Genomic DNA, 22960 nt, shown 5'->3' on the forward strand with positions numbered 1-22960 from the left:
GTCCTAGCTTGATTTTTTGGTGATATCTATAAAGGGTTGGCTTTTTGCACTACGAATTTCAACTTAATGATTTCCATAAAAAAATACCCCTATAATGACTGGAACTGATATTAGTATCCAAAATGTCATGCCTGGATTTTCTTTTTTATCAGGAACGGTTACAAGTCCCAGTTTTACAGAGACTATAGCTAAAAATATAACTATTATTAATATTAAAGCAACTGCTAGGATATCTGATGTCATAAATTGTTCCATGCTATAATTGAAGCCCTATATGGTATTAGAGCTCCAGTTTTACTATTTAGTTATATGGTGTTCCGCCAGCGTAATCATTTTCATCCATAAGCCCCGTCCCTATTGTGTATCCACCAAAGAAAGAAAAGGCTATAGCGCCACCTATCCCGACCCATCCGACAGGAGTTGAGGCTATAACTAAACCAATGCCGACACTTGCTAGGCCAGTTCCAACCGCCGCATAGTCTACTCCACCTGATATAACATCCATCTCAGAGATTTTTAAATCTCTCATGTTAAGTCCTTTCTTTTTAAGGTTGTTTTAATTCGAAAGTATGTAGTGTTAATCATTTTTTAGTATCAAAAATTTGGTCCAAACCAGTAGCCATGATAGGTAAGCACCAACATAAATGAATGCAAGATTTTTGTCTTCCAAGCTTAAAAGTAAGGCTGCAAGAACAATGTAAAATGCCAGTGATCTAATTATATTGGTTTTAATAGAATATCTTTCGTAAAACCTTAGCTCAATATCTAACAGTCTTTCTAGTATCTTCATGCAGCTAACCTCAAAATTGATTTCTAGAAAATAATGCATACAGTCTTCTGGGTTTGAAACTATCCCTTTTGAAGGGAAGGTTTTTATGTTATTTGAGGTGCTTGGATGGATGACTATTTTTGTGTGTTAGGTGAAAGAACACTCTTTTAAAAATGTATTTATGATTTGTTATTCTGATTATTTAATGATTCCTCTATCGTTTTTGATTTGTATAATAGTAACATCAATAGACATAAGATTATATTGAAACTAGATTCTAACATTTCATCTCTTCCTCCAGTGAAGCTATAAAAAATATATCGCATACCACTAAATAAAGAGAAAAAGACAAGAAATGAAACATATGCTTTTAAAGATAATTTATATATCCATGACCTATGCTTGATCTTGTTCATAATTGTTATCCTGATGATATAACTTATTAAATATTCAACTTGTTCATTATGAGATTAGTTAAGCTGTTCACTAATCTATAAAAAAACTTATGTATTAATATGTTAGTTATGAATAACTTGTTCCATCAGCGTAGTCACTCCCATCTTGAAAATAATCCCATGCTGCGGCTCCTATACCCCACGCGGCTCCAACTCCAGCACCCCAAAGACCACCTACTCTAGCGCCAACGACAGCTCCTCTGACACCACCTCCAATTATACCGCCAACAGCACCCCATGTTACAATTGATGTACCTATTGAATTGGTAGTATCCAATACACCTGAGCCGACAACAGCTTCCATGTCTGATATATTAATCTCTCTCATATATTTAACCTCATGTTTAAGTTTTTGGTGTTTTTGATAATATAAGTACACTTGCTGATTATACTTCTTGATATGTTTAAGGTAACCCCTATAGATGTAGGGTGTAATTATGAAAGTAGAAATTTCAACTGTGAATTCAGTTGATTTTTAATTGCATATAAACATGCGAAAGAAATGGATATTCTATATTCGGATGTAAGGTTGTTGATAATTCGCGAATAAAATGCCTTCTTTTTATTTAAGATCTCCAAAAAATATTTTAAAAATATTTTTTTTCGTTGGTTTTCTTGAGTAAGATTCTATATTTTTTTTGTTTGTGTAAAAAAACCTGGCGATAGGAATGCATCCAAGGCTAAAGGTGATTCCAATAAATGCTATTTTCTCAATAGGGTCTAATGATGATTTGCTGGCCATGAAAACTATTGTTATTAAAAGTATTATGTAAAAAATTGATGAGAATTTAAAGTAGCTCATGGTAGTGATGGTTTGCCTATTTAATTAAGATCAGTGTTTTTAAATTTAATATATAAAATGTTTGTAGATTGTATTGAGTTTTTATGGGTAAAAAATCCTACAAGTGTAGGGTATTATTGCTTTAAATGATGGGCTGCAATCAATTCAACACGATTACTCACACCCGTCTTGCGTAGCATAGACGAAACATGATCCCTAACAGTAAAATCACTAATATTCAAATAAACAGCGATCTGTTTATTGGTTTTTCCTTGAATAAGCAGTTGGTAGACATCCTTTTCTCTTTTAGTGAATTCCATGTTAGTCTCCATTATGTTATCTACAGCTGCTTCTTGGTGATTGAATAAACAGGCTCGAGTATCCATTCATATATTCTTCGTTTGTCTTGCAGTATGTCGGCCTCAAAAAGCATTCCCGGCATCAGTTTCTGATCATTGCCATAGATTCGAATATCTTGTGAATCGAGTTCAACAGTGACAAGGTAATAAATTCCATCGACTCCTTGTGCTCCATGCCCTTGTAATAAGCTGACAATATGGGGTTGTAATTCGTGAATAGAATAAGGGGTGGCTGCAATATTGATTACCTTGCCCTTGCCCATACCAAACTTCTGATAAGGAAATGAGGCATATCGAAGCATCACCTTTTGATTTGGCTCAATAAAGCCAACTTGATGTGGAGGTACATAAATGTGTGCTTGTAGATTTCGGTCTTTGGGGAGTAGGCTGGCCATAAGGTAATTTAGGTTTACTTGCTGACCAATCTGTATATTGAGCCCTGTTACTATCCCGTCAAAAGGTGCAGTGACTAACTGCTGTGAGCGCACTTTGTTTTCAGCGACTTCTTGCTGCAATAAAGTATGAGTTCGTTCAGCGTCGACAATCTCTTGTTGGAAGCGTTCTTCGGCTTCACGCCGTTGAGCTAATAAAGTTAAGCGGTCTCTTTCCAGTCCCATTTGGCTGCGTTGAACGGCCTGCTTCTGGCTTGTCAGCAGTAGTAGGTCGGATTCTACTTTCTGTAATTCTGATATTGATACATGCCCCCTAGCACGTAATTCTTGTACGCGCTCTAGATTATTTCTTGCAAGTCGTTCCCGTTGCTCCAGTACACTAATTTCTGATTTAAATTGAGACTCTTCTTCCTGCATGGCTTGAAGGCGCAGTTCAAATAGCTCTTTTTGACGCTCAAGCCTATTTAAAGCTTGTGCTTTGTTCTGACTGATTAATTCTTCACGTTGCGTTAGCAGGTCTCCAATGAGTGTTTGGAATTCACCTAGCATAGAGACACGCTCATCCGATATAACAAACAAAGGGTCGCCCGCTACGACTTGATCACCTTCTTTAACATGGACTGCGAGTACTCGACCCTGAGAGGGGGCAAAGACTCTAAGTACACCTTGGTCCGGGATGAGCATTCCTGGAGAGGTCGCTTTACGGGTATGAGTCCCGAGTGTAATAAAGCTTAATGCTAATATAATAAGCAGCAATGCAGCCAAGCCAATAAGCCAGTAGCTTGAGGGTTGGTGAATCAACACCTGCCCGATATGCCTGTGGGACTGGTGTTCGATTACCTCTGGCCTAAAAAATGGCGCTGGCTGTTTTTTAGTATCATCCATGAAACGGGGGTCTCTTGTCGTTCTTGTTCAGAATATAGTTATTTTTCAAAAGCACACAAAACTCATGTGTTTGATGTTATCAAACAATAATCGTTCGTGTCTATTTTTTCATTCATATTAATTTTTTGTTCGATAGGTATTTACCCTATTTTTTCGGAGAGCTAAAAAGGCATTGGTTTCGGCAACATTTAAATAGATAATCGTTGGTGATTAAGTTGAAAAAAATTGATCAGATGGTAGGTAATGTTTTGATTTTGTTATATTCTCTACAGAGTGTGTGTCGTGCTGTAATGTGCTTCATACTAAAGTTAGCTCAGCCACGGAGTTTGGCTTAGGGTGTGAACTACTCGCCGCTAAAGCGGCAGAGCTTCCAAACCAGCGACCTGAGTCGCTCGTTTTTCTTTTTTGACGCTTCGCAGGCCACGGCTAGTTGAGCTTTTGGCTTGGCCAGTCTTACGCATGCCTCCACGTCCAGTATCTGATTTCGGTTTTAACACCCCATCATCAGACAACACCGTTCCAGTGTCTAAAATTAAGTTAATGGCCCGTTTCTTAATCACCATTGACGCATTGTGATCCGCGTTGTCAGTGTGTCCACAGTGACCGCAAGCAAATACGTCTTGTGACTTGCGATTGTCGGGGTGAGTGTGGCCGCATAGAGCACACTCCTGACTGGTTCTTGGAGCCGGTATTTTAAATACCACCTTTCCCGCATGAAAGGCTTTGTATTTTGTAAAGGCTTCGATGAAATGCCAGCCCACGTTTAATATGGACTTGTTCAGTCCAGCCTTCTGTTTGGCTCTATTCGAAACATATCGTCCTTGCTCATCCTGTTGCGCTTTAGGCTTGTGCGTCATCATAGCCGTTCTCAAGGCTTCGAAGACAATGATGTTAGCATCGCTGTTCACCAATGAACGACTGGTTTTATGCGCAAAGTCATGGCGAATATTCGCTTTTTTTGCATGGTGTACCGCGATGCGATGTTTAGTTTTGGCTCTGCGATGAGAGCCTTTCTGCTGACGCGCTAACCGACGCTGTAATCGTTTGATATAGCGCTCGGATTTGCTCATAGATTTTTTCTGATCCTGAGTAAAATCATACGTTTTCTTTCCTGCATGGACAGGAATGATAACGCCCCGATCAATACCGAGCGTGTTTTCTTCCAGGTAGTCACGCGTAGCGCCTTGCAGCCGGGTTAGATGCTGTTCAGGCGTGAGCAGATCCGCATCGGATACATTGTTCTCATAGCAAAATGATAGGGTGTATTGACCCCGTTCCTTGCGAATATACATCGAATTAGGGATTTGGAATTTATCATGTGCCTTGAATGATAAGTAGCCGATATTGTTCGTTTTCGTCCCAATAAACAAGCGAATATTGCCATCTTCGCAGCGGTCAAATCGAAACACTTCGCGGGTCAGGTGGATACTGCCCTTATCCGTTTTCGGTTTGCGCTTGGGTCTACCACACTGACCGCTCATGAACTTTTTATACGTCTTAAACCAGTTAACGGCACTGTTACGCAGTATTTGGCTAGGGCAATTATCCAGCCATGGCGTCAACTCTGCTGACTTAAACTGGGCCGTGGTTTGATCGATGGGGGCATAGGTGCCGATCGGGCAATATTTACGGGCGAAGGTACGATAATAGTGTTCTTCTTCGACCTTGGCATTCCAGATGCTACGAGCACACCCCATCCATTGGCTGAGTATCAGCCTTTGGTGTGGTGTTGGGTTAGCCCTCAGCTTGATGCCTATTAACATTATGCCTATTCATTTGCGTTTTATGTTCCAAATTATTACTCTTGGTTCTGGAATTGTCAATCTAGCATGAGGTCAAAATGTACGACTGGAGAACAGGAAGAAGATGTCTTTTTAAAAACAATATTCATCTAGTCTTTGTAACTAAATATCGCAGTGGCGTATTTACCAAGGAAATGCTCGATAGAACCGAAATCATCTTAAAGGAAACATGCGAGCAAATGGATTGTGAGCTATTAGAGTTCGGAGGAGATCATGATCACGTACATCTAATGGTATCTGTACACCCCAAAGTGGCGATATCTAATCTAGTGAGCAAACTAAAAGGCAAAACTTCCTATATGATCCGTAGAGAATACTGGGATCGTGTAAAAACCATGTTATGGGGTAAGCATTTCTGGTCGCCAAGTTATTGTGTTGTATCCTGCGGCGGTGCCAGTCTTGACGTTGTAAAAGAATACATAAACAATCAGCAGACGGCACCTAGTGAGAGAGCGGTAAAAACATCGCAGACGTTAAGCCAGAAAAAGCAGTGACCTCTTGCTTGACTCGCCCCTAAAGGAGCGAGATTGCGCAAGCATTATGTTCAAACATAACATGGAGGTTCCCGAGATGCCGAGTCAGCATCATGATACAGGCTATAAAGATGTATTTAGCCACCCAGAATTTGTTCAGCAATTGATCGAAGGTTTTGCTCCGCCAGAAATAGCGGAGATTATGGATTTTTCCACGCTTAAAAATCATAGTGGTCATTACATCACACCGCTATTCAAGGAAAGGTTTGAGGACGTTGTTTGGTCGGTTGAAGTGAATTGACAGGGGATACGGCAGCGAGTATTTCTGTATATTCTGCTAGAGTTTCAATCACGTATTGACTACCGCATGCCGATCCGGATAAAGATCGGGTTGATAAGATTGTAACGCGTTGGATTAAACGGCATTTACAGCGGCTAAAGGTGGATGTGAACTTAGATGTGTTAAATAGCTTGGTGGAGGATAAAGACATGCTGGCTGAAAATATAGAAAACCTTGTTAAGAAAGAACGTCGTGAAGGTGAACAGATAGGCATGCGAAAAGGCCTAGAGCAAGGCATTGTAAAAGGTCGTCAAGAAGGACGAAAGGAGCAAATGCATGAAGTGGCACGCAATTTGATTCTGATGAACCTACTCACCGATGCGCAAATTGCACTAGCATCAGGCCTAACCGAAGAAGGCATTGCTGCATTACGCACGACACTTCAGCACTGAGTGTGTTTATAGGACGTACTCAGCCTACCAACACGTCCACCTGTTTGGTGGATAACTGACTGCGTAGGCTTGAGTGCAGTGCCTCGTCGCTAATCACGCTGTGGAAATCACTGATATGACCCGCTCGACACACGCCCTCAGAATTAAACTTACTGCTGTCGATTAACAAAATATGATGTCGGCTGTTGCGCAATAAGGCTTCTCGGGCCATGACTTCGTCTGTGTTGTAGTCATATAGATGCCCTAATTTATCCATACAACCCACTGAAACGATGCCAATTTCGGCATTAAAGCGATTAAAAAACTCAATTGAGTCACCTCCGACAACATCCTGATCTCGCTTTCTGACCAAACCACCGGCAATTAATAACTCACAACTCGGGTGATGGCAGAGATGGCGTGCGGCATGCAAATTGTTGGTCATAATCCGCAGACCAGAGACTTGATAGAGCACTGCAGCCAAATGCTCGACAGTGGTGCCTGTGCCCAATAATAGGCTTTGATGCTCTGCTAGCAGGCTTAAACAGCGTTGAGCGATACGTGCTTTTCCTTGAGCGTTGCGGATTTGTCGTTGTTCAAAGTCCACGTTCTCTCGGCCTGGAAAGGGTGCAACAACACCATGACGGCGAATCAGTAACCCTTTATCTCCAAGGGTGCGTAGATCGCTGCGAATGGTTTGCACCGAGACCTGATACTGCTCGGCCAATTGCTCTGGGCGCACGGCGCCTGCGTGATTAATCTGTTTTAAAATTCGCTGGCGTCTTTCTTTCGAATTCATAATGACCTTCTCAACAAATATAGGCTTGGCTAAAAAACGAAAGCATTCAGCTAGCATACGAAAGAAAGATGTCATTTTAGTGTCACCTGAACCCTTTAGCATGGACACCTCTTCTTGATGAGACAACAAAAGGTGATGTCCATGTTCAATGTTAAAAAAGCGTTACTCTCCGTGGCTCTTGCGCTGCCGTTGACGGTTCAGGCTGCCGAAAAATTGGTGCTGTATACAAGCCAACCCAATACCGATGCTCAGATGACGGTCGATGCCTTCATGAAGGCAAATCCAGGCATTGAAGTTGAGTGGGTAAGAGACGGCACGACTCAGCTGATGACGCGCTTGCGTGCTGAATTGAGTGCGGGTATTTCCAAACCAGACGTGCTCTTGATTGCCGATAGCGTGACAATGGAGTCTCTGATAGAAGAAGACCTTCTCCAGCCGTATATGAGCCCCGAGCGTGCGGGCTACGATGCCGCGCTTTATCATCCAGAAGGTTATTACTACGGCACAAAAATGATCACCACGGGCATTGCCTATCATACCCGTGCTCCTCACCAACCCACGTCTTGGACGGATCTGACACACGAAAATCTTAAAAACCAAGTGGTGATGCCGAGTCCGTTGTATTCGGGTGCGGCTTTAATTCATTTGGCGGCCCTGACCGATATGGATGGATTTGGTTGGGACTATTACCAGCAGCTTCAGGCTAACCAAGTCAGTGCTCAAACGGGCAATGGAGCCGTGTTATCCGCAATTACTGCCGGCACAAAACCCTATGGCATCTTAGTTGACTTTATGGCGATACGTGAAGCCGCCAAAGGTGCGCCGATTAAGTTTGTTTTCCCCACTGAAGGCGTCACCGCCGTGACTGAACCAGTGGCGATTTTCAAAGAGGCTATGCATCCAGAAGCCGCTCAAAAGTTTGTCGATTTTCTCTTGTCGAGTACAGGCCAAGCGTTGGTATCTGAGCAAGGCTACATTCCAGCATTGGAATCCATTGCGTTACCTGACGGATTTCCGGATCGCTCCGAGATACGCTTGATGCCATTGGACGCCGCTAAAGCGCTGCAAAATGCTGAAGACAATAAAAAGCGCTTCAGTGAGATCTTTGGAAGCTGATGGCCATGCAGCAAACCCCGAAAATCAGCAGTCAGCCTTCGCGCTGGCTGCTTTCTCTACTCCTCTTGACAATCTTGCTACTGACGTTGATTCCGAGTCTACGTTTGTTGATCGAGGCGTTAAAGGACTGGCATTTATTAGGCGATTCCACCTTTGCTCAGGTATTGCAACAGCCTTCGACTTGGAGAGCTTTTTCACGCAGTCTTTACACCTCGGGTCTAGGCACTCTGATTGCCCTGTGTTTAGGCAGTTTATTTGCCTTTAGTGTGACCTTGACCAATATTCGTGCGAAAACGGCCTTGGTGTTTTGTTTCATGTTGCCGATGATGATTCCGCCACAAGTGACGGCCTTAAGCTGGTTGCAATTAATGGGTCCTGGTAGCCCTTTATTGAATACCTTGGGTTTGGCTCCGGCATTGGGTTCTCCACAACCCTTGTATTCGGCGGAAGGTATTGCCATGTTGTTGGGCATTCAGCATGCGCCTTTGGTGTTTTTAGCTCTGCGCACCAGTTTAATTCATTTGCCTGGTGACTTAATCGAAGCTGCCCGTTTATCGGGTGCACGTCAGCATCAGATCTGGCTCGATATTATTCTGCCTCTGACGCGCAACGGTTTGATTGCAGGCACATCAATTGCGTTTGTATCGGCACTTGGGAACTTTGGTATTCCTGCGATGTTGGGCATTCCAGCGTCTTACTACGTATTGCCCACGCTCATTTATCAAAAAATGTCGGGTTTTGGGCCGAGCGTACTGCCTGAAATGGCGTCGCTATCCGTGTTAATCGGCTTATTGGCCTTGATTGGAATACAAATCCAACAATATGCCGCACAAAAGGGCCGTTTTCGCTTACTTGGTAACAGCAGTAAAGCGCAGTCATTTGATTTGAAAAGAGGGCGAGTTGGATTAGAAGCCGCTCTTTGGTTGGTGATCAGTCTGATTTTAATGGCCCCCTTACTGGCGTTAATGACCAGCTCTTTAGTGCCTGCATTAGGGGTGCCGTTGACTTGGGAGACCCTGACGTTCTCGGCCTATGATGAAATGGTCTCTCGTCAAGGGATGACTCGACGTGCCTTTTCCAATAGTTTGCTGCTGTCTATTAGTGCGGCGTTGTTACTGATGGTGCTCTCCATCCTCATTGCCAATAGCTTGCGTAAGTCATCGGCGAAGGTAAGTACTTGGCTGCTCAGTAGCATTGAAATTCCCTATGCCTTGCCAGGCGTAGTCTTGGCGATTGCCTGTATTTTGCTCTTCGCTAAACCCTTGCCGTTCATCAATCTCGCGCTCTATGGCACCTTGTGGATTATATTTATCGCCTATTTAGCGCGCTTTTTAAGCGTTGCGTTAAAGCCCGTCTTGGCCAGTATCAATGAAATGGATCCGAGTCTTGAAGAGGCCGCACAAATTGCAGGCGCGTCGCCTTCACGACGACTGATCGACATTGTTTTACCCTTAATTGCACCGGCTGTTGGGGCGGGAGGCCTGTTGGTGTTTTTAACATCCGTGAATGAGTTGACGGTCTCGGCCTTGCTCTGGAGTGCGGGTCGCGAAACCTTGGGGGTTCTGATTTTCAATCTGGATGAAAGTGGTGACAGTATTCTCGCGGCCGCCATTGCGGTGCTTGTCGTGCTGATGGTGTTTGTATTGATGATGTTGTTGAGCCTCTGTGCTCGCTATTTACCCAAAGGAGTTGTCCCTTGGCAGAGTTAATCCTGAATCAGGTCAGTAAAGTATTCGAACAAAATCACGTGGTGGATCAGATTTCACTTAACATTCCACAAGGTAGCTTTGTTGCGCTCTTAGGGCCTTCCGGTTGTGGAAAAACCACCACTCTGCGCATGTTGGCAGGATTTGAGACGCTCAGTGAAGGTGAGCTACGCTTAGGACATCAAACCCTTGCAACAGCGAAGACTCAGCTACCACCTGAAGACCGTAATATGGGCATGGTGTTCCAGTCGTATGCCTTATGGCCGCATATGACGGTGGCTGAAAATGTCGGATATCCGTTAAAGCACCGACGCATTCCCTCTGGCACGTATCAAAAAAAGATAAAAGACGCCTTAGAAACCGTGGAAATGATGCCTTACGCGCAACGTTATCCACAAGACTTGAGCGGTGGGCAGCGTCAGCGTGTTGCGCTGGCGCGTTGTTTAGTGACCGATCCTGACGTGGTGCTGCTGGATGAGCCGTTGGCCAATTTAGACCGCCACCTGCGGGCATCCATGGAAGAGAGCTTTCGAGCCTTTCATCAGCGCACGGGCGCGACCATGATTTACGTGACGCATGATCAAGCTGAAGCCATGTCGTTAGCCAATCAAATTGCTGTTATGGAAAAAGGTCGGCTAGTGCAATGGTCCAGCCCAGAAGCGCTGTATCATCAACCCAAAACCCAATGGGTGGCTGAGTTTATCGGGCAGGGCAGCATTTTGATGGGGCAGAAAGTTCCCGAGAACCAAACCCTGATGGGAGAGGGCGTCAATGCGTTGTTTCATCCAACGAATGAGCGTGCGCAAAGTGCATTTCTGGTTCGACCCCAGCATGTGCAGATTGAGTTAATCAACGCTTCATTGCCGCAATCAGCGGCTTTGACGGCTCGCGTGACCTCTCAGGTGTATCGTGGTGAGCGTTATGAAATCCATCTGGAAATGCCTAACCAACAGCGGCTACAGGCCTTTCATTCAGTGGCTGTACCGATTGGAGCCACGGTTAGCCTTAACCTCACACAGGCTTGGTCATTGGCGGCATAAGGAGTCAGTATGTCGGTTGTAATACGTTGTCTTAGCGGGTTGGGTGATAAAGCGCCTGCCGCGATTTTACTGCAAGCAGACGGTGTCAACCTGCTGTTGGATGCCGGAGGGGCTTTGCAAGCCGGTGAAACGATTCATTGGCCTGAGCAGTTAGAGGGCACCAAACTGGATGCCATCTTAATCACACATGATCATATTGATCATATCGGCGGCGTTGCCCAGTTGGATTTTAACATTCCTCTCTTTTGCACGGAGATTGTGGCACTTAGCTTACCCAAAGGGCGAGACTGGCACCCTTTGCCATTGCGCGGTACCTGCAGGATTGCCGGGATTTCGGTGACAACAGGCTTAAACGGTCATTCATTAGGTGGTGTTTGGTTGCATTTTGGTCTTGATGAAGGCATCTATTACTCAGGTGACATCAGTCTGGAGTCCCTGAGCTTTGCCTTTGACTGGCCACCCAAAGCCAAGGTAGCGCTGTTGGATGCCTCGTATGGCGATTATGATCAACCTCAACAGGCGTGTATCGATGACTTGATGGAGCGAATGCTGCCACAGAGTCTGCTGCCAGTGCCTCCCTCGGGTCGCGCATTGGAAATGGCGATTCAGTTGGAGCAACGTGGTTATACCGTCAGTTTAGATCCCGTATGTGTAAAGTTTTTGGAGCAAGTTAAGTCGCTTAGTCCTAGGTATTTTCAAGAGGGCTTTCATGCAGCTCTGTCGCAATTTTCGCCAAGGCCATGGATGGAAAGTGATCTAGACGCCCTTTGTGTTCGCTTGGCGGCCGATCCTGATGGTTGTTCCGGCGCGGCGGGGCGTTTAATTGCACATCCACACTATCAAGGTAGGGTGATTTATACGGGCTATATGCCAGAAAAAGCATTGAATGACGTGCAAACAGGACGTGCCGAATGGACGCGCTGGAATGTACATCCAAGGTTCAGTGATAGTCGTGCTTTGGTTGAGCATCTGCAGGCTGAGCGTATCTATCCCTTGTTCGCTAAGCCTGAGCAGCTGCAGCGCTGGCAAGAAACCTTTAAGCAGCGTCTGTGTTTATCGAATTGTCTAACCGATTAAGCCTGTCGATTGAACCATTACTATCCAAAACTATGTTGAAACAATTTTTAAACAAAAAAGGACATATGCATGAAAAAATACTCCGCCGTTATTGTTGATGTGGATGGAACCTTAGCTGAATTCGATCCTGAGAGAGTCCGGCATTGGGTGTTGGGTGAAGAGAAGCATTGGGATGCGTTTTTTGATCATATGGAAACGGCGGCGCCTATTGACGCTGTTGTTAAGCTCGTTCGTATCCTGCATCAGCAAGGGCAAAAAATCTTGATTTGCAGCGGTCGTCCTGAAACGCATAAGGCACGTACCCTGGCTTGGCTGAATGCTCATGAAATTCCGTATGATGGTGTTTATTTACGTAAAGAGCGCGATGACCATTTGCGAGATGAGGTGGTCAAGGCCGAGTTGCTTGAAGATATGAAAGTTGCCGGATTTGAGCCTTGGTTGGTACTGGATGATCGTGATGCGGTTGTTGCTCAGTGGCGAGCCTTGGGGTTGACGTGCTTGCAGTGTGCGGAGGGGGATTTTTGAGGCGGTAGTGGGGTAGTAAGCCCTGACCTATCAAGACTCAAGACACGGCATTAATCCGTCCATGGAGCCTCGCGTTCGCCATTCATGGCGAACGACGGTCTTGAGTCTTGCTATGTCAGGGCTTTTGCAGAGATGTGTGCTGCGTTTAGGTCATTTGAGTATTAGAGGCGTTGTTAGTGTTTCGATGTTGATCGAAGCTCAGTTACAACCTTGACGGGTAATCCGGCTATTTCGGCGATCATTGCATCATCCATTTCCGTCAATTTTATTAGGTTGCGGGCGACTTCACATCGGGCTTCAGTACGACCCTCCATATGGCCTTCCAGTCGACCCTCCATACGAGCGGTATTGCGCTCTTTTTTAACTAAGTTTTCTAAGTTCTCTGCTAGCATGTCTTTGTCCTCTACTAGGCTATTGAGTCGATCGAGTTTGATCTCGGCTCCTAGGTAACTTAAATGTCGCTTAATCCAACGTGTCACAACTCTATCAATACGCTCTTTATGCGGAGACGCCTGAATGATCGCTGTGATTTTATCGACCGACCACACGACATCTTCCAGTTTTTCTTCAAATAGTGGCGTGATGTAATTGCCGCTGTGGATAGTAAGTGTTGAGAAATCCATGATGTTAGCGATTTCGGAGGGTATAAAGCCTTCAATCAGTTGCTGGACAAACTCAGGATAGCTAAAGACTTCCTTGTACGCGGTATCGTAATGCTTTGCCATACGAGAGACTCCTTTCTGTTGGTATTGTGTTACATCCTTGTGAGTGAGAAGAGCCTTGTGGTGTGAATAATCAACGAGGCCCTTTTCGTGGAAATGAGAATAAGCCCTGATCTATCAAGACACAAGACACAAGACACGGTGCAAGCCGCTTTCACAACCGCATTACACTAAATAAAGTTTGTTGGTGCCGTCATTAGTGGATATTATTGAACGCTAACATACAATCTGATCTGCACCCCCCGTTAGCCTTCACGAGGGTGTAACCTATTGTTTTATCAATCATGCGAGGTAAAAAGGAATACACATGATTCGCAGCTTGGATGTTTTGTTTTCAGCGTTAGGATTGGTTTTTGGGGCTCCGATTTTTTTGGTGTTAACAATTATTGGCTTTTTTGATACTGGCTCTCCCATCTTTCGACAAACGCGTGTAGGGCGCAATTTACAGCCCTTCACCCTAGTTAAATTCAGAACAATGAAGCCGGAAACAGCCTCTGTTGCGACCCATCTGGCCAATAGCAGCGACATTACCCCCTTTGGTCATTTTTTGCGTCGAACAAAACTAGATGAGCTACCCCAGTTATGGAATGTGCTAAAAGGGGAAATGAGTTTAGTTGGGCCGCGTCCTTGCTTGTTTAACCAGCATGAGCTTATTCAAGAAAGAGACGCGCTGGGTGTGTTTAACGTGCGGCCAGGGATTACAGGGCTGGCGCAAGTGAATAATGTCGATATGTCGACACCTGCCATGCTTGCCGCGATGGATCAGCAAATGATCCTGAACCTTAATTTAAGGCAGTATTTTCGCTATATCTTTCTAACGGTGTTGGGTAAAGGGCAAGGTGACAGGACTGTCTCATGAGTAATATTAAGAAAACGGATTTTTTTCACTCAAAACTGATGCAGTTAAGCCGTTATCAAAAGCGTCTGCTGATGGTGCTGGCCGATGCCGTTGCCTTGCCTCTTGCGCTGTGGTCTGCGTTTGCTCTACGCTTTTCGGAGCTTTGGCCAGAAGAGTATCTATACCCGGCTGCAGTTTTATTTATGGTGTTACCCATCATGGGTATTCTGATTTTTATCCGAATAGGGTTGTATCGAGCCGTCATTCGCTATATCGGTAGTCAGATGATATGGACAGTTGCATCGGGAGTAATGATACTGTCTATGATGCTTTGGGCCGCTGCATTTGTACTCAAAATTGAACCTTTTCCAAGAACAGTTCCTGTTAATTTTGCCATCATTGCCTTGATTTATGTAGGAGGGACACGCTTTTTAATGCGCAGTTATTATCAGTGGAGCTTAGACCTGTTCATTGATAAAAATCCTGTACTTATTTATGGGGCAGGCGAAAGCGGAGTACAGCTTTGCCGAAATTTACAAAACAATATTGAATATAAATGTGTCGGCTTTTTAGATGATGACCCGCTGCTCATTAGTAGTAACGTGGCTGGACGTAAAGTGTATGATCCAAGGCACTTAGCAACATTAATTGATTCGCGCAACGTAAGTGCTGTGTTTCTTGCTATGCCCTCGATTAGTGCAAAGGCGCGCCGCGATATACTGCAACGACTGGAGGAGTTTCCAGTTCATGTCAAAACCCTGCCGTCCATGCACGAGATTTTAGCGGGCGAATCCATCACCAGTTTGCGTGAAGTGCAGATAGAGGATTTGTTAGGTCGAGACCCCGTTCCCCCAATTCGAGCGCTGATTGATGACAGCATTCATAACAAAGTTGTAATGGTGACCGGGGCTGGAGGCTCTATAGGCTCAGAAATATGCCGGCAAGTATTAAAGAATACGCCACGTTGCTTAGTGTTGTATGAGCGAAGTGAGTACGCACTCTATGCGATTGAACAAGAGTTGACGCTGTTATCCAAGACACTGGGCATCAATGTTCCACGGATTTCACTGTTAGGGTCGGTGACAAATAAACAGCGTATTGACGATGTACTTAGTCGGTTTCAGGTACAAACGCTCTACCACGCCGCTGCCTATAAGCACGTCCCCTTGGTTGAGCATAATATCCTTGAAGGCATCGAAAACAATGTACTGGGCACCCAAATACTCGCCGAGGCTGCATTACGGGCAAAGGTTGAGCGCTTTGTATTAATTTCTACAGATAAAGCCGTTAGACCCACCAACGTGATGGGCGCGACGAAACGACTTGCTGAACTGATATTACAAGACTTGGCGCAGCAATCCTCTCAATCTACATCCGAGACCATCTATTCCATGGTGCGTTTTGGTAATGTACTGGGGTCGTCTGGATCGGTGGTTCCTTTATTTCGAAAGCAAATTGAAGAAGGAGGGCCTGTCACCGTCACCCATCCTGAAATCACCCGCTATTTTATGACGATTCCAGAAGCCGCAAACTTAGTGATTCAAGCGGGTTCTATGGCTAAAGGTGGGGATGTATTTGTTCTTGATATGGGTGAACCTGTCACCATTACGGATTTAGCTAAGCGTATGATTCGACTAATGGGCTTTTCCGTTAAGGATGAACACAACACCCGTGGGGATATCGCGATTGAATACACAGGGCTTCGACCGGGTGAAAAATTGTATGAAGAGTTATTAATTGGCGATAACGTAACCCGTACACAGCACCCGAAGATTATGAGAGCAAATGAAGAAATGCTGTCCCCCGATGTTTTGCAGCAAACATTGGTTGAGCTAGAAACAGCGGTCCACCAGAATCAAGTCGACGTTGCACGTGAATGTTTAACACGAAGTGTGTCTGGTTTTACACCATCCGATGCATGTGTTGACTGGATGACAACGAGTTTGCCGCCAATGCACTATGCCTAGACAGGTATTGCACTGAGTGGTATAGTTTTTCAATGAGACGAGTCTTTAAAACACGCACCTTCACCCGCTCGATGAAAAAGGCCGGACTAACCGACGCAGCTTTATGTGCCGCAGTCGAAGAAATGAGCCAAGGGCTCGTGGATGCCGATTTGGGTGGCGATGTTGTCAAGAAGCGCGTCGCGCTGCCTGGCCAGGGCAAGCGTGGCGGGGCCAGAACCATCATCGCTACGAAAATGGCAGGGCGCTGGTTCTTCCTTTATGGCTTCAGCAAGAACGAACGATCCAACATCGACAAGGACGAGCTGAGGGTGCTCCAAGAGGTGGCAAGGGAGTTGCTTGGCTTTGATGATCGGCAACTGACCATTGCGCTGGCTGCCGGTGAAATTGTGGAGATATGTGATGGCGACGACAAAGCGTAACAGCCGAATTCTGGACGAGATGCACGAGACAGCACGTGGGCTTCATGGCGCGGGACTGATCAGCAAGCGTCGCATGGGCGAGTTCGAGGCGCTGTGCAATCTCGATGTGCACGAAATACCGCCGCAGCAGATCAAGGCGCTGCGTGAAAAGGCGCACGTAAGCCAAGCGGTTTTTGCCGCCGTGCTTAACACTAGCCTGTCGACGGTTCAAAAGTGGGAAATCGGCGACAAGAAGCCGAGCGGGCCGTCGCTCAAACTGTTGAACCTGATCGAGCGAAAGGGGCTAGAGGCGGTTATTTAGGCAGTAAAGTGCATTAGCTCAGACTTGAATGTACATATTCGTTAAAACTGGCAAAGCCTGCAGATTGAAGAGCCTTAGACACTTTGCACGCCTTCTCATCCGCGCAGCTCAGGAATACAACCCTAATGCTGCTCGATCTGTTAGACCTTTCAGGGGCACTAGTTTAATAAGTAAACTAAAGGGACGAAGGACGATGAACGATGAACAATACGCTTCCATTGAGAGGTCAGTTAACGTTTTTGTATTTGAACAGTTTTCTGGTTTTTCTACTGCTCGTTAACTTGATCGTTGGTGATGTGCATTTAGTCCGAAATATATTCGCTCTACTGGCCTTGCTGGTTGTGCCCTTCGTCATATGCAAAGCAAAGATTGAGGCATCTGATGGATTTTGGCTTGTCTCTTTGCTGGTCTTTGGGGTCTATCACCTTTTACACATCCTGCTGCTTGGCGACTGGTCTGAACATGGATCAGGCTATATTAAGTTTGTGTTGTTTGCTGTTTTTTATATCTATTTACTACAGACAGGCTATATCCGAGAGTCCATTTACCTTGGAGTCGTTTGTGGTAGCTTACTCACGTTGTTTAGTGGTGCTTTGGAAGTATGGCAAAGCAGTGGTGATGAGCGCATAGGTGTAGGTCATAATCCCATTGTATTTTCAAACTTATTGCTGATTTATTGCTTGGTGCTGGTTAACTTTCTGTTTCGTTCTTATGCGCTACCTTACAAGCTAGGTGTTGGTGTTATCCTGCTAGGTTTGCTGATTCTTCTGTCTTTTACGGGCACGCGCGGTGCTTATTTGACCCTGATTGCCTTGGTTGTATTTTTCGCCTATATGAAACTGCGCACTTCAGCTAATAAACGAAGCCTAGCCATCATAGTGTTGGTCTTGGTGCCAATTGTGTTGGTGGGCTCCTACTTCTCACATGATGGTTTAAAAGACAGAGTACAGGACACAAGAGTCGAAATTGAAACCATCATGGAGGGCGACTTTAATACGTCACTTGGGCTGCGACTCAATGCGTGGTGGATTTCGGCTGGATTGATAAAAGAGCAGCCTTTATTTGGCATTGGAGAGAGCCTTGATAGGCTTAATGCAGAGTCTGAACGATGGGTTGCCGAGCACCAACTCTCCTTCAATGCAATAACCGAGCTGTCACACGTGCATAACCAGTATGTGCAGGAAACGCTTGAATATGGCGTGTTTGGGTTGCTGTGTTTGATACTGCTCGGCATTGCATTTGCCTTCCGAGTACCCGAGAGCACGAGGGTGCTGGTGTATGGCCTGTTGATTATTTTTCTGGTGTTGTCCTTAACCGATACGGTATTCAAAACGAATGTGTGGGTGACGGCCTTTTTTGTGGTGGGGTCCATTCTGCGCCTAGAGTCAAAAGCGGTTTCCATGCGGGATGTTCTTCGTTAACACATTGGCGTAAATCTGCCCCCAACTTTTTTGAGTGAGTCCGATTCCAACTTCAGTCGTCCGATATACCATGATTGCAATGGAATTTGACTTGAATCAATGTTGAGTATAGCTGGAGACGATGTCAACAGGTTAATTATCTAGATAAAGCTCCTGATAGCTGAAGCCAAAGCGTGATACTTTGCCGACTAAGCGCAAGGAATCTCCCGGCATAATGCTATCGTATGTGGGCTTATATACACAAAATTGGTTAAAAGGTGGTACAAACTCATTTATGATTAATGTGTACCCATAACATCTTTTTGAATTCTTATATCCGCCCTTTGTATTGTGCTCTTTCGATTTAACGGTAACGACTATTTCACCTGTTTCTTTTGTTATTTGATGAAGGAGGTTAGGGATGCTGTTATATGCAGGAAAGGCTAAAATTAAAGCCATTACTGGTATTACAACACACCAAGATAATGCTCGATTTAACGGGTTAAGATTCTTATGCTTTTGAAACTCGTAATGGTTTTGATTCATTTTGTAAGATGCTGCGATGTATTTAACAGCTAGAAATGATAAAATAATAAAAATAAAGTGACTTACGATTAAATCATTTTTTGTTATATAGGCAATTTGAATAAAAAAAGGGTAATAACAAATTATAATGAGCCCCCAGAATGCGTTTTTAAAATTCTTCTCCATGATATGATCTCCTAATGTAATTTCTAAAAAAACCGAGTTCAGATAATAACCGAATTACATCATGTGATGAACTAGGTCGAAAGGGGGGCAGCTATCAAAATGTGCTAGCCTTATAATTGGACCGAAAAACGAGATTTTCACATGTGTTATCGGCATCTGACCGATGGGCCAATAATACCAGATCTTTTCGTTGCTCTCACTGGAAGTTTAACAAAAAGTGATCGCAGAAAAGCTAAATATTGCTCATTAGATCAGGGAGGGCTGGGAAGAAATTGCAGATTTTTGTGAAGCGCACCTTGATTGGTTGAAGCGCTACAGCGATTTTGATAATGGAATTCCGAGTCACTCGTTCCAACAATAAGGTGAAACCATCTTTAGCCATGTGTTTTTTAATGTGCAGTGACGATCAGTTGAGCTTAGGCATATTCATGGATAAACCCCCGAAACTCTGTCAGAAAGTGACAATATTTGTCACTTTAGGTGCCCTAAACTGTCACCTTGGTGGGAGTATAAACGATTGAATGTGTGAATACGGAAAATAACATTTCATTAATTAATTGAATTATATAGATAAAATAAAATGATTTTTGAATTTTCCGATTTTGGCACGATACCTGCTCTATAGTTAGTAAGCTTCATGCAATCCTCAAGGATCAGAGGCTTGAATCCTAAACTTACTTTTTTGTTGGAGAAACAAATGAAAAGACAACAAGGTTTTACATTGATCGAGCTGATGATCGTTGTGGCTATCATTGGTATTTTGGCTGCTATCGCGCTGCCACAGTATCAAAATTATCTTGCCCGTTCGCAATTTGCAGAGTCTCATACTCTTCTCAGTGGTGCAAGGACAGCAATTCAAGAAAGAATTGATTCAGGTACAGCTTTTGCTGCTTCTACTGGAGCACCGAATGCTGCAACTAACATCTTAGGTGTTCAATTAGTTGGTCAATATGGCTCTCTAGGAACTGTCGCTGCACCAACAGCACCAGCTTTTGCAGTTGCTGATGCAACTTATAATCTAGACTATGAGTTCGGGGCTGCTACTAACCAAAACCTAAGTGGTTTAGCTGTCCGTTACCGTTATACTACGGCTACTGGTGTTTGGGATTGCTTTACTACTGTTGCTGCTCAATATGCAACTCAATGTCAAACTGTTGCCGCGCTACCTTAAGCACTTTGAAAGCTGATAAGTTTATTTATAATACTTATCAGCTTTTTAGTTGGCTATTAGAATGATGGTGATAACTTGTTCAAGCAAATAGGATTCACATTACTTGAGTTGATAATTGTATTACTGATAATTTCTATTCTAGCGCTCATAGGTATAAATCAATATCAGTTATTTGTTGCAAGAGCCCAATTCAGTGAATCCCTGGTTGTTTTTAGTGGTGCTAAAACTCCAGTACAAGAGAAAATTGATTTAGGCGTTTCTTTTTCTGCATCTACAGGGTTACCAAACTCATCTACAAATGTGCTAGGTATCGCCCTAACAAGTAACTATGGCATTTTATCTGTCCCAGAGTTTAATCCAAATAACAATATTTATATACTTACTTTTACTTTTAATGAAAATGTTAATGCAAACTTACGTAATCGTATTGTTAATCTAGAATATGATAGATCTATTGGTGAGTGGAGTTGTGTAACTAATGTTACCGACCGTTTTTCTGTTGGTTGCGTATCATTATAGCTGGAATTGATTTTTATTAACCTTATTAAAGGTGTTGTTAATTTATAATATTAGTCCGGTAGTGCTTTATATTTGATTTAATATAGTTCCTTCATGATGTCCCCCACGCAAGCTCAGCCAAGAGCAGCAAGAACTACTTAGGTAGAAAGCGATTCGGCTCCGAGATAAAGGCAAAGCCTTCCGCGAGATCAGTCAAGTTTTCAGGAAAAACGCATTAAACCATCAGGGTGGATGCAGCTTGTAGCTGATTTTTAATTTTCAATATACACGCCGGAGCATAATGTGATTTGATGATTCCTTTGTAAAGGAAAATCCTAAAAATGGCCTCTCCCGCTGAACATCTTGCTGTGATCAAAGATCCTCGTCAGACATGGAAGGTAGAACATAATTTAACTGACATTCTCTTGCTGACTATTTGTGCAGTGATGGCAGGGTCTGAAGGATGTGATGAGATTGAAGATTTTGGTGAAGCTAAACTTGATGTTCTAAGAAGTTATGGTGATTTTGATTCAGGCCCTCCTAGGGCAGATACGATTGCAAGAGTTATCGGCATGATTAATCCAAAGCATTTCCAACGAATCTCTGCCGATTGGATGCAAGAGCGACATCAAGCCACCGCAGGTGAAGTCATTGCAATTGATGGAAAAACACACCGAGGCTCTTACGACAAGAGTCGAAAGAAAGGAGCGATCCACATTGTTAGTGCTTTTAGTGCGGCCAATGGTGTGGTTCTTGGACAGGTGAAAACGTAGCAGAAGTCGAATGAAATTACTGCGATCCCAGAGCTGCTTAAATTGCTAAATTTAGATGGTTGTTTGGTTACGATTGACGCAATGGGTTGCCAGAAAAAATAGCATTAGACATTGTTAACTATAGCGCTGACTATTTATTATTGGCCGTTAAAGGCAATCAGCCAAAACTTGATAATACTGTTGAGCGCAACGTTCCGATGAACAAGATAGCGGTCTATGATGGAGATTCGTATACAGCGCAAGAGGAAAGTCATGGTCGTTAGGAAATGCGCGTACATGTAGTTGGTGATATTGATGAAAAATTTCAAGATATTACCTATGAGGGGGCTGGATTAAAAAAGCTTTGTGTCGTCGTTTCTTTCCGTCAGGAAGGTGATCAAATACCCGATCATGCTACGATATGTTACTACATAAGTTCGAAAGATCCCGCTCTGTTAGCCTAGTTGTCCACTTGGCAATTTAACCTTTTAAAATCCTTTGAGCGGGTGGAATGAGAACCGTTATGCCTCGTTATTCCAGTGAGCGTAAAGCGTCAGAACTAAAGAAGTTGCAACCCCCTTTAAAGTGTTCAGTTGCATCCGTATCTTCAGAAGAAGGCATTCTTTCGATAACCCTGTATAGTTGGTTAAAAAAATGCCGTTTAAAAGAAAGCGCTCATTCTAATACGTTCTGTCCCTCATATTCATCGCGCGATAATCTAGCCTCCTATTTATTTAGGAGAGCATCATATGAAACTCTATACCCGTCATACCCCAGAGCAATGGCAGATCTTTATCGATCAGTGGCGCAACAGCGGTCTCTCCGTTGCACGTTTTTGCGATGAGCAAGGCTTAGGCTATGCCAGCTTTTGTGACTGGCGCAAGCGATTTATCAATGAACGTCCAGTCAGCTCCCAATCCCAGCGCTCAGAAGAGGCTGCATTTATTGACCTTGGCACCTTGGCACCTTGGCGCCTTGTCAGTCAGTCATGCAGGTAGCGGCTGGTCGATAGTGCTCAGTTTAGGCGAGGGTGTCGAGCTTCGCCTGAGTCGTCACTGATGTTTGCGCCCGGCAATCTTGCTCGGATCTGGCTTTGCACTCAACCGACTGACATGCGCAAGTCATTTCAAGGATTGAGTGCATTGGTGAAGAATCAGCTTAACCACAACCCGCTGAGAACAGTGTTCTACGTGATGAAAACGAGGCACTGAAACGACGAGTGGCCTGGTTCGAGAAGCAGTTATTTGGTGAGAAATCGGAGAAGCGTCCGGTTGATAATCCACATCAGCCC

30 protein-coding genes are annotated in these 22960 nt (G+C 44.3%); 21 read left to right on the plus strand and 9 right to left on the minus strand.

The window, feature by feature from the left end; genetic code table 11:
* Nucleotides 1-63 precede the first annotated feature (63 nt).
* From DN062_RS10165 to DN062_RS10195, 6 genes are all read right to left on the minus strand, one after another.
* Nucleotides 64-243 (minus strand): hypothetical protein, encoded by a 180-nt coding sequence (locus DN062_RS10165; protein ID WP_112159216.1) that lies wholly within the window; start codon nt 241-243, stop codon nt 64-66.
* Between the two features lie 58 nt (nt 244-301).
* Nucleotides 302-529: a hypothetical protein gene (locus DN062_RS10170; protein WP_112159217.1), complete on the minus strand. Its 228-nt coding sequence runs from the start codon at nt 527-529 to the stop codon at nt 302-304.
* 762 nt (nt 530-1291) lie between these two features.
* Nucleotides 1292-1552 (minus strand): hypothetical protein, encoded by a 261-nt coding sequence (locus tag DN062_RS10180; RefSeq protein WP_112159219.1) that lies wholly within the window; start codon nt 1550-1552, stop codon nt 1292-1294.
* Between the two features lie 587 nt (nt 1553-2139).
* Nucleotides 2140-2325 carry a LuxR C-terminal-related transcriptional regulator gene (locus tag DN062_RS10185; RefSeq protein ID WP_112159220.1) on the minus strand — a complete coding sequence of 62 codons (186 nt, stop codon included), beginning with the start codon at nt 2323-2325 and terminating at the stop codon, nt 2140-2142.
* A gap of 20 nt (nt 2326-2345) precedes the next feature.
* A complete protein-coding gene (locus tag DN062_RS10190) occupies nt 2346-3641 on the minus strand; it encodes an HlyD family secretion protein (protein WP_112159221.1) in 1296 nt (431 codons plus the stop codon).
* A 353-nt stretch (nt 3642-3994) separates the two neighbouring features.
* On the minus strand, nt 3995-5404 hold the full coding sequence (locus DN062_RS10195; RefSeq protein ID WP_112159222.1) for an RNA-guided endonuclease InsQ/TnpB family protein: 1410 nt from the start codon (nt 5402-5404) through the stop codon (nt 3995-3997).
* Nucleotides 5405-5481: 77 nt separating this feature from the next.
* Between DN062_RS10195 and tnpA (DN062_RS10200) the strand changes: the two genes are divergently transcribed.
* From tnpA (DN062_RS10200) to DN062_RS18715, 3 genes are all read left to right on the plus strand, one after another.
* A complete protein-coding gene (gene tnpA / locus DN062_RS10200) occupies nt 5482-5937 on the plus strand; it encodes an IS200/IS605 family transposase (RefSeq protein ID WP_112159223.1) in 456 nt (151 codons plus the stop codon).
* Nucleotides 5938-6013: 76 nt separating this feature from the next.
* On the plus strand, nt 6014-6217 hold the full coding sequence (locus tag DN062_RS18710; RefSeq protein WP_239995759.1) for an Rpn family recombination-promoting nuclease/putative transposase: 204 nt from the start codon (nt 6014-6016) through the stop codon (nt 6215-6217).
* A gap of 188 nt (nt 6218-6405) precedes the next feature.
* Nucleotides 6406-6648 carry an RpnC/YadD family protein gene (locus DN062_RS18715; protein ID WP_205126708.1) on the plus strand — a complete coding sequence of 81 codons (243 nt, stop codon included), beginning with the start codon at nt 6406-6408 and terminating at the stop codon, nt 6646-6648.
* A 19-nt stretch (nt 6649-6667) separates the two neighbouring features.
* Here DN062_RS18715 and DN062_RS10210 read toward each other — a convergent pair whose 3' ends face one another.
* On the minus strand, nt 6668-7501 hold the full coding sequence (locus tag DN062_RS10210) for a DeoR/GlpR family DNA-binding transcription regulator (protein WP_239995760.1): 834 nt from the start codon (nt 7499-7501) through the stop codon (nt 6668-6670).
* Between the two features lie 66 nt (nt 7502-7567).
* Here DN062_RS10210 and DN062_RS10215 point away from each other — a divergent pair, with 66 nt between their 5' ends.
* The 5 genes from DN062_RS10215 to DN062_RS10235 all read left to right on the plus strand — a co-directional run bounded on the left by DN062_RS10215 (nt 7568) and on the right by DN062_RS10235 (nt 12890).
* On the plus strand, nt 7568-8542 hold the full coding sequence (locus DN062_RS10215) for an ABC transporter substrate-binding protein (protein WP_112159224.1): 975 nt from the start codon (nt 7568-7570) through the stop codon (nt 8540-8542).
* 5 nt (nt 8543-8547) lie between these two features.
* Complete coding sequence (locus tag DN062_RS10220) at nt 8548-10251, plus strand: ABC transporter permease (RefSeq protein ID WP_205126709.1); 1704 nt, start codon at nt 8548-8550, stop codon at nt 10249-10251.
* Nucleotides 10239-11288, plus strand: a complete 1050-nt coding sequence (locus tag DN062_RS10225; protein WP_112159226.1) for an ABC transporter ATP-binding protein — start codon at nt 10239-10241, stop codon at nt 11286-11288. Before DN062_RS10220 ends, DN062_RS10225 begins: the two co-directional genes overlap by 13 nt.
* Nucleotides 11289-11297: 9 nt before the next feature.
* Nucleotides 11298-12365, plus strand: a complete 1068-nt coding sequence (locus tag DN062_RS10230; RefSeq protein WP_112159227.1) for an MBL fold metallo-hydrolase — start codon at nt 11298-11300, stop codon at nt 12363-12365.
* 69 nt (nt 12366-12434) lie between these two features.
* Nucleotides 12435-12890, plus strand: a complete 456-nt coding sequence (locus DN062_RS10235; RefSeq protein ID WP_112159228.1) for a phosphatase domain-containing protein — start codon at nt 12435-12437, stop codon at nt 12888-12890.
* Nucleotides 12891-13063: 173 nt separating this feature from the next.
* Here the strand turns inward: DN062_RS10235 and DN062_RS18845 are convergent, their stop codons facing one another.
* The gene (locus tag DN062_RS18845; RefSeq protein WP_112159229.1) at nt 13064-13615 is read right to left on the minus strand and encodes an Rpn family recombination-promoting nuclease/putative transposase; all 552 of its coding nucleotides are present in this window, start codon (nt 13613-13615) and stop codon (nt 13064-13066) included.
* Between the two features lie 304 nt (nt 13616-13919).
* Between DN062_RS18845 and DN062_RS10245 the strand changes: the two genes are divergently transcribed.
* The 5 genes from DN062_RS10245 to DN062_RS10265 all read left to right on the plus strand — a co-directional run bounded on the left by DN062_RS10245 (nt 13920) and on the right by DN062_RS10265 (nt 18558).
* Nucleotides 13920-14471, plus strand: coding sequence for a sugar transferase (locus DN062_RS10245; RefSeq protein WP_112159230.1), 552 nt, complete (start codon nt 13920-13922; stop codon nt 14469-14471).
* Nucleotides 14468-16417, plus strand: coding sequence for a polysaccharide biosynthesis protein (locus tag DN062_RS10250; protein ID WP_193483888.1), 1950 nt, complete (start codon nt 14468-14470; stop codon nt 16415-16417). The genes DN062_RS10245 and DN062_RS10250 overlap by 4 nt, the downstream gene beginning before the upstream one ends.
* A gap of 32 nt (nt 16418-16449) precedes the next feature.
* Nucleotides 16450-16836 carry a type II toxin-antitoxin system RelE/ParE family toxin gene (locus tag DN062_RS10255; RefSeq protein ID WP_036513230.1) on the plus strand — a complete coding sequence of 129 codons (387 nt, stop codon included), beginning with the start codon at nt 16450-16452 and terminating at the stop codon, nt 16834-16836.
* Nucleotides 16817-17137 carry a helix-turn-helix domain-containing protein gene (locus tag DN062_RS10260; protein ID WP_036513232.1) on the plus strand — a complete coding sequence of 107 codons (321 nt, stop codon included), beginning with the start codon at nt 16817-16819 and terminating at the stop codon, nt 17135-17137. The genes DN062_RS10255 and DN062_RS10260 overlap by 20 nt, the downstream gene beginning before the upstream one ends.
* A 200-nt stretch (nt 17138-17337) precedes the next feature.
* On the plus strand, nt 17338-18558 hold the full coding sequence (locus DN062_RS10265; protein WP_112159231.1) for an O-antigen ligase family protein: 1221 nt from the start codon (nt 17338-17340) through the stop codon (nt 18556-18558).
* Nucleotides 18559-18690: 132 nt separating this feature from the next.
* Here the strand turns inward: DN062_RS10265 and DN062_RS10270 are convergent, their stop codons facing one another.
* Entirely contained in the window at nt 18691-19248 is a 558-nt protein-coding gene (locus tag DN062_RS10270; RefSeq protein ID WP_112159232.1) for a hypothetical protein, read from the minus strand.
* A gap of 250 nt (nt 19249-19498) precedes the next feature.
* Between DN062_RS10270 and DN062_RS19145 the strand changes: the two genes are divergently transcribed.
* From DN062_RS19145 to tnpB, 8 genes are all read left to right on the plus strand, one after another.
* Nucleotides 19499-19609: a transposase family protein gene (locus tag DN062_RS19145; protein WP_420811670.1), complete on the plus strand. Its 111-nt coding sequence runs from the start codon at nt 19499-19501 to the stop codon at nt 19607-19609.
* 336 nt (nt 19610-19945) lie between these two features.
* Nucleotides 19946-20419 (plus strand): pilin, encoded by a 474-nt coding sequence (locus DN062_RS18855; protein ID WP_112159233.1) that lies wholly within the window; start codon nt 19946-19948, stop codon nt 20417-20419.
* Between the two features lie 75 nt (nt 20420-20494).
* The gene (locus DN062_RS10285; RefSeq protein WP_112159234.1) at nt 20495-20938 is read left to right on the plus strand and encodes a pilin; all 444 of its coding nucleotides are present in this window, start codon (nt 20495-20497) and stop codon (nt 20936-20938) included.
* A 320-nt stretch (nt 20939-21258) separates the two neighbouring features.
* Entirely contained in the window at nt 21259-21690 is a 432-nt protein-coding gene (locus tag DN062_RS10290) for an ISAs1 family transposase (protein WP_112159235.1), read from the plus strand.
* An 86-nt stretch (nt 21691-21776) separates the two neighbouring features.
* Nucleotides 21777-21953 (plus strand): hypothetical protein, encoded by a 177-nt coding sequence (locus DN062_RS18725; protein WP_156460559.1) that lies wholly within the window; start codon nt 21777-21779, stop codon nt 21951-21953.
* A 3-nt stretch (nt 21954-21956) separates the two neighbouring features.
* Nucleotides 21957-22133 carry a hypothetical protein gene (locus tag DN062_RS18545; protein WP_156460560.1) on the plus strand — a complete coding sequence of 59 codons (177 nt, stop codon included), beginning with the start codon at nt 21957-21959 and terminating at the stop codon, nt 22131-22133.
* A gap of 285 nt (nt 22134-22418) precedes the next feature.
* Complete coding sequence (gene tnpA / locus DN062_RS10295; protein ID WP_239995761.1) at nt 22419-22667, plus strand: IS66 family insertion sequence element accessory protein TnpA; 249 nt, start codon at nt 22419-22421, stop codon at nt 22665-22667.
* 60 nt (nt 22668-22727) lie between these two features.
* Nucleotides 22728-22880, plus strand: coding sequence for an IS66 family insertion sequence element accessory protein TnpB (tnpB, locus tag DN062_RS19220; protein WP_112159236.1), 153 nt, complete (start codon nt 22728-22730; stop codon nt 22878-22880).
* The last annotated feature ends 80 nt before the right edge of the window (nt 22881-22960 follow it).

This window comes from Nitrincola tibetensis, from assembly GCF_003284585.1.
Taxonomy (GTDB): Bacteria; Pseudomonadota; Gammaproteobacteria; order Pseudomonadales; family Balneatricaceae; genus Nitrincola; species Nitrincola tibetensis.

Coding starts and splice junctions, on each gene's coding strand:
- DN062_RS10165 (WP_112159216.1), bottom strand. CDS start 243: ATGACATCAGATATCCTAGCAGTTGCTTTAATATTAATAATAGTTATA.
- DN062_RS10170 (WP_112159217.1), bottom strand. CDS start 529: ATGAGAGATTTAAAAATCTCTGAGATGGATGTTATATCAGGTGGAGTA.
- DN062_RS10180 (WP_112159219.1), bottom strand. CDS start 1,552: ATGAGAGAGATTAATATATCAGACATGGAAGCTGTTGTCGGCTCAGGT.
- DN062_RS10185 (WP_112159220.1), bottom strand. CDS start 2,325: ATGGAATTCACTAAAAGAGAAAAGGATGTCTACCAACTGCTTATTCAA.
- DN062_RS10190 (WP_112159221.1), bottom strand. CDS start 3,641: ATGGATGATACTAAAAAACAGCCAGCGCCATTTTTTAGGCCAGAGGTA.
- DN062_RS10195 (WP_112159222.1), bottom strand. CDS start 5,404: ATGTTAATAGGCATCAAGCTGAGGGCTAACCCAACACCACACCAAAGG.
- tnpA (WP_112159223.1), top strand. CDS start 5,482: ATGTACGACTGGAGAACAGGAAGAAGATGTCTTTTTAAAAACAATATT.
- DN062_RS18710 (WP_239995759.1), top strand. CDS start 6,014: ATGCCGAGTCAGCATCATGATACAGGCTATAAAGATGTATTTAGCCAC.
- DN062_RS18715 (WP_205126708.1), top strand. CDS start 6,406: ATGCTGGCTGAAAATATAGAAAACCTTGTTAAGAAAGAACGTCGTGAA.
- DN062_RS10210 (WP_239995760.1), bottom strand. CDS start 7,501: ATGACATCTTTCTTTCGTATGCTAGCTGAATGCTTTCGTTTTTTAGCC.
- DN062_RS10215 (WP_112159224.1), top strand. CDS start 7,568: ATGTTCAATGTTAAAAAAGCGTTACTCTCCGTGGCTCTTGCGCTGCCG.
- DN062_RS10220 (WP_205126709.1), top strand. CDS start 8,548: ATGCAGCAAACCCCGAAAATCAGCAGTCAGCCTTCGCGCTGGCTGCTT.
- DN062_RS10230 (WP_112159227.1), top strand. CDS start 11,298: ATGTCGGTTGTAATACGTTGTCTTAGCGGGTTGGGTGATAAAGCGCCT.
- DN062_RS10235 (WP_112159228.1), top strand. CDS start 12,435: ATGAAAAAATACTCCGCCGTTATTGTTGATGTGGATGGAACCTTAGCT.
- DN062_RS18845 (WP_112159229.1), bottom strand. CDS start 13,615: ATGGCAAAGCATTACGATACCGCGTACAAGGAAGTCTTTAGCTATCCT.
- DN062_RS10245 (WP_112159230.1), top strand. CDS start 13,920: ATGATTCGCAGCTTGGATGTTTTGTTTTCAGCGTTAGGATTGGTTTTT.
- DN062_RS10250 (WP_193483888.1), top strand. CDS start 14,468: ATGAGTAATATTAAGAAAACGGATTTTTTTCACTCAAAACTGATGCAG.
- DN062_RS10255 (WP_036513230.1), top strand. CDS start 16,450: ATGAGACGAGTCTTTAAAACACGCACCTTCACCCGCTCGATGAAAAAG.
- DN062_RS10260 (WP_036513232.1), top strand. CDS start 16,817: ATGGCGACGACAAAGCGTAACAGCCGAATTCTGGACGAGATGCACGAG.
- DN062_RS10265 (WP_112159231.1), top strand. CDS start 17,338: ATGAACAATACGCTTCCATTGAGAGGTCAGTTAACGTTTTTGTATTTG.
- DN062_RS10270 (WP_112159232.1), bottom strand. CDS start 19,248: ATGGAGAAGAATTTTAAAAACGCATTCTGGGGGCTCATTATAATTTGT.
- DN062_RS18855 (WP_112159233.1), top strand. CDS start 19,946: ATGAAAAGACAACAAGGTTTTACATTGATCGAGCTGATGATCGTTGTG.
- DN062_RS10290 (WP_112159235.1), top strand. CDS start 21,259: ATGGCCTCTCCCGCTGAACATCTTGCTGTGATCAAAGATCCTCGTCAG.
- DN062_RS18545 (WP_156460560.1), top strand. CDS start 21,957: ATGCGCGTACATGTAGTTGGTGATATTGATGAAAAATTTCAAGATATT.
- tnpA (WP_239995761.1), top strand. CDS start 22,419: ATGAAACTCTATACCCGTCATACCCCAGAGCAATGGCAGATCTTTATC.
- tnpB (WP_112159236.1), top strand. CDS start 22,728: ATGTTTGCGCCCGGCAATCTTGCTCGGATCTGGCTTTGCACTCAACCG.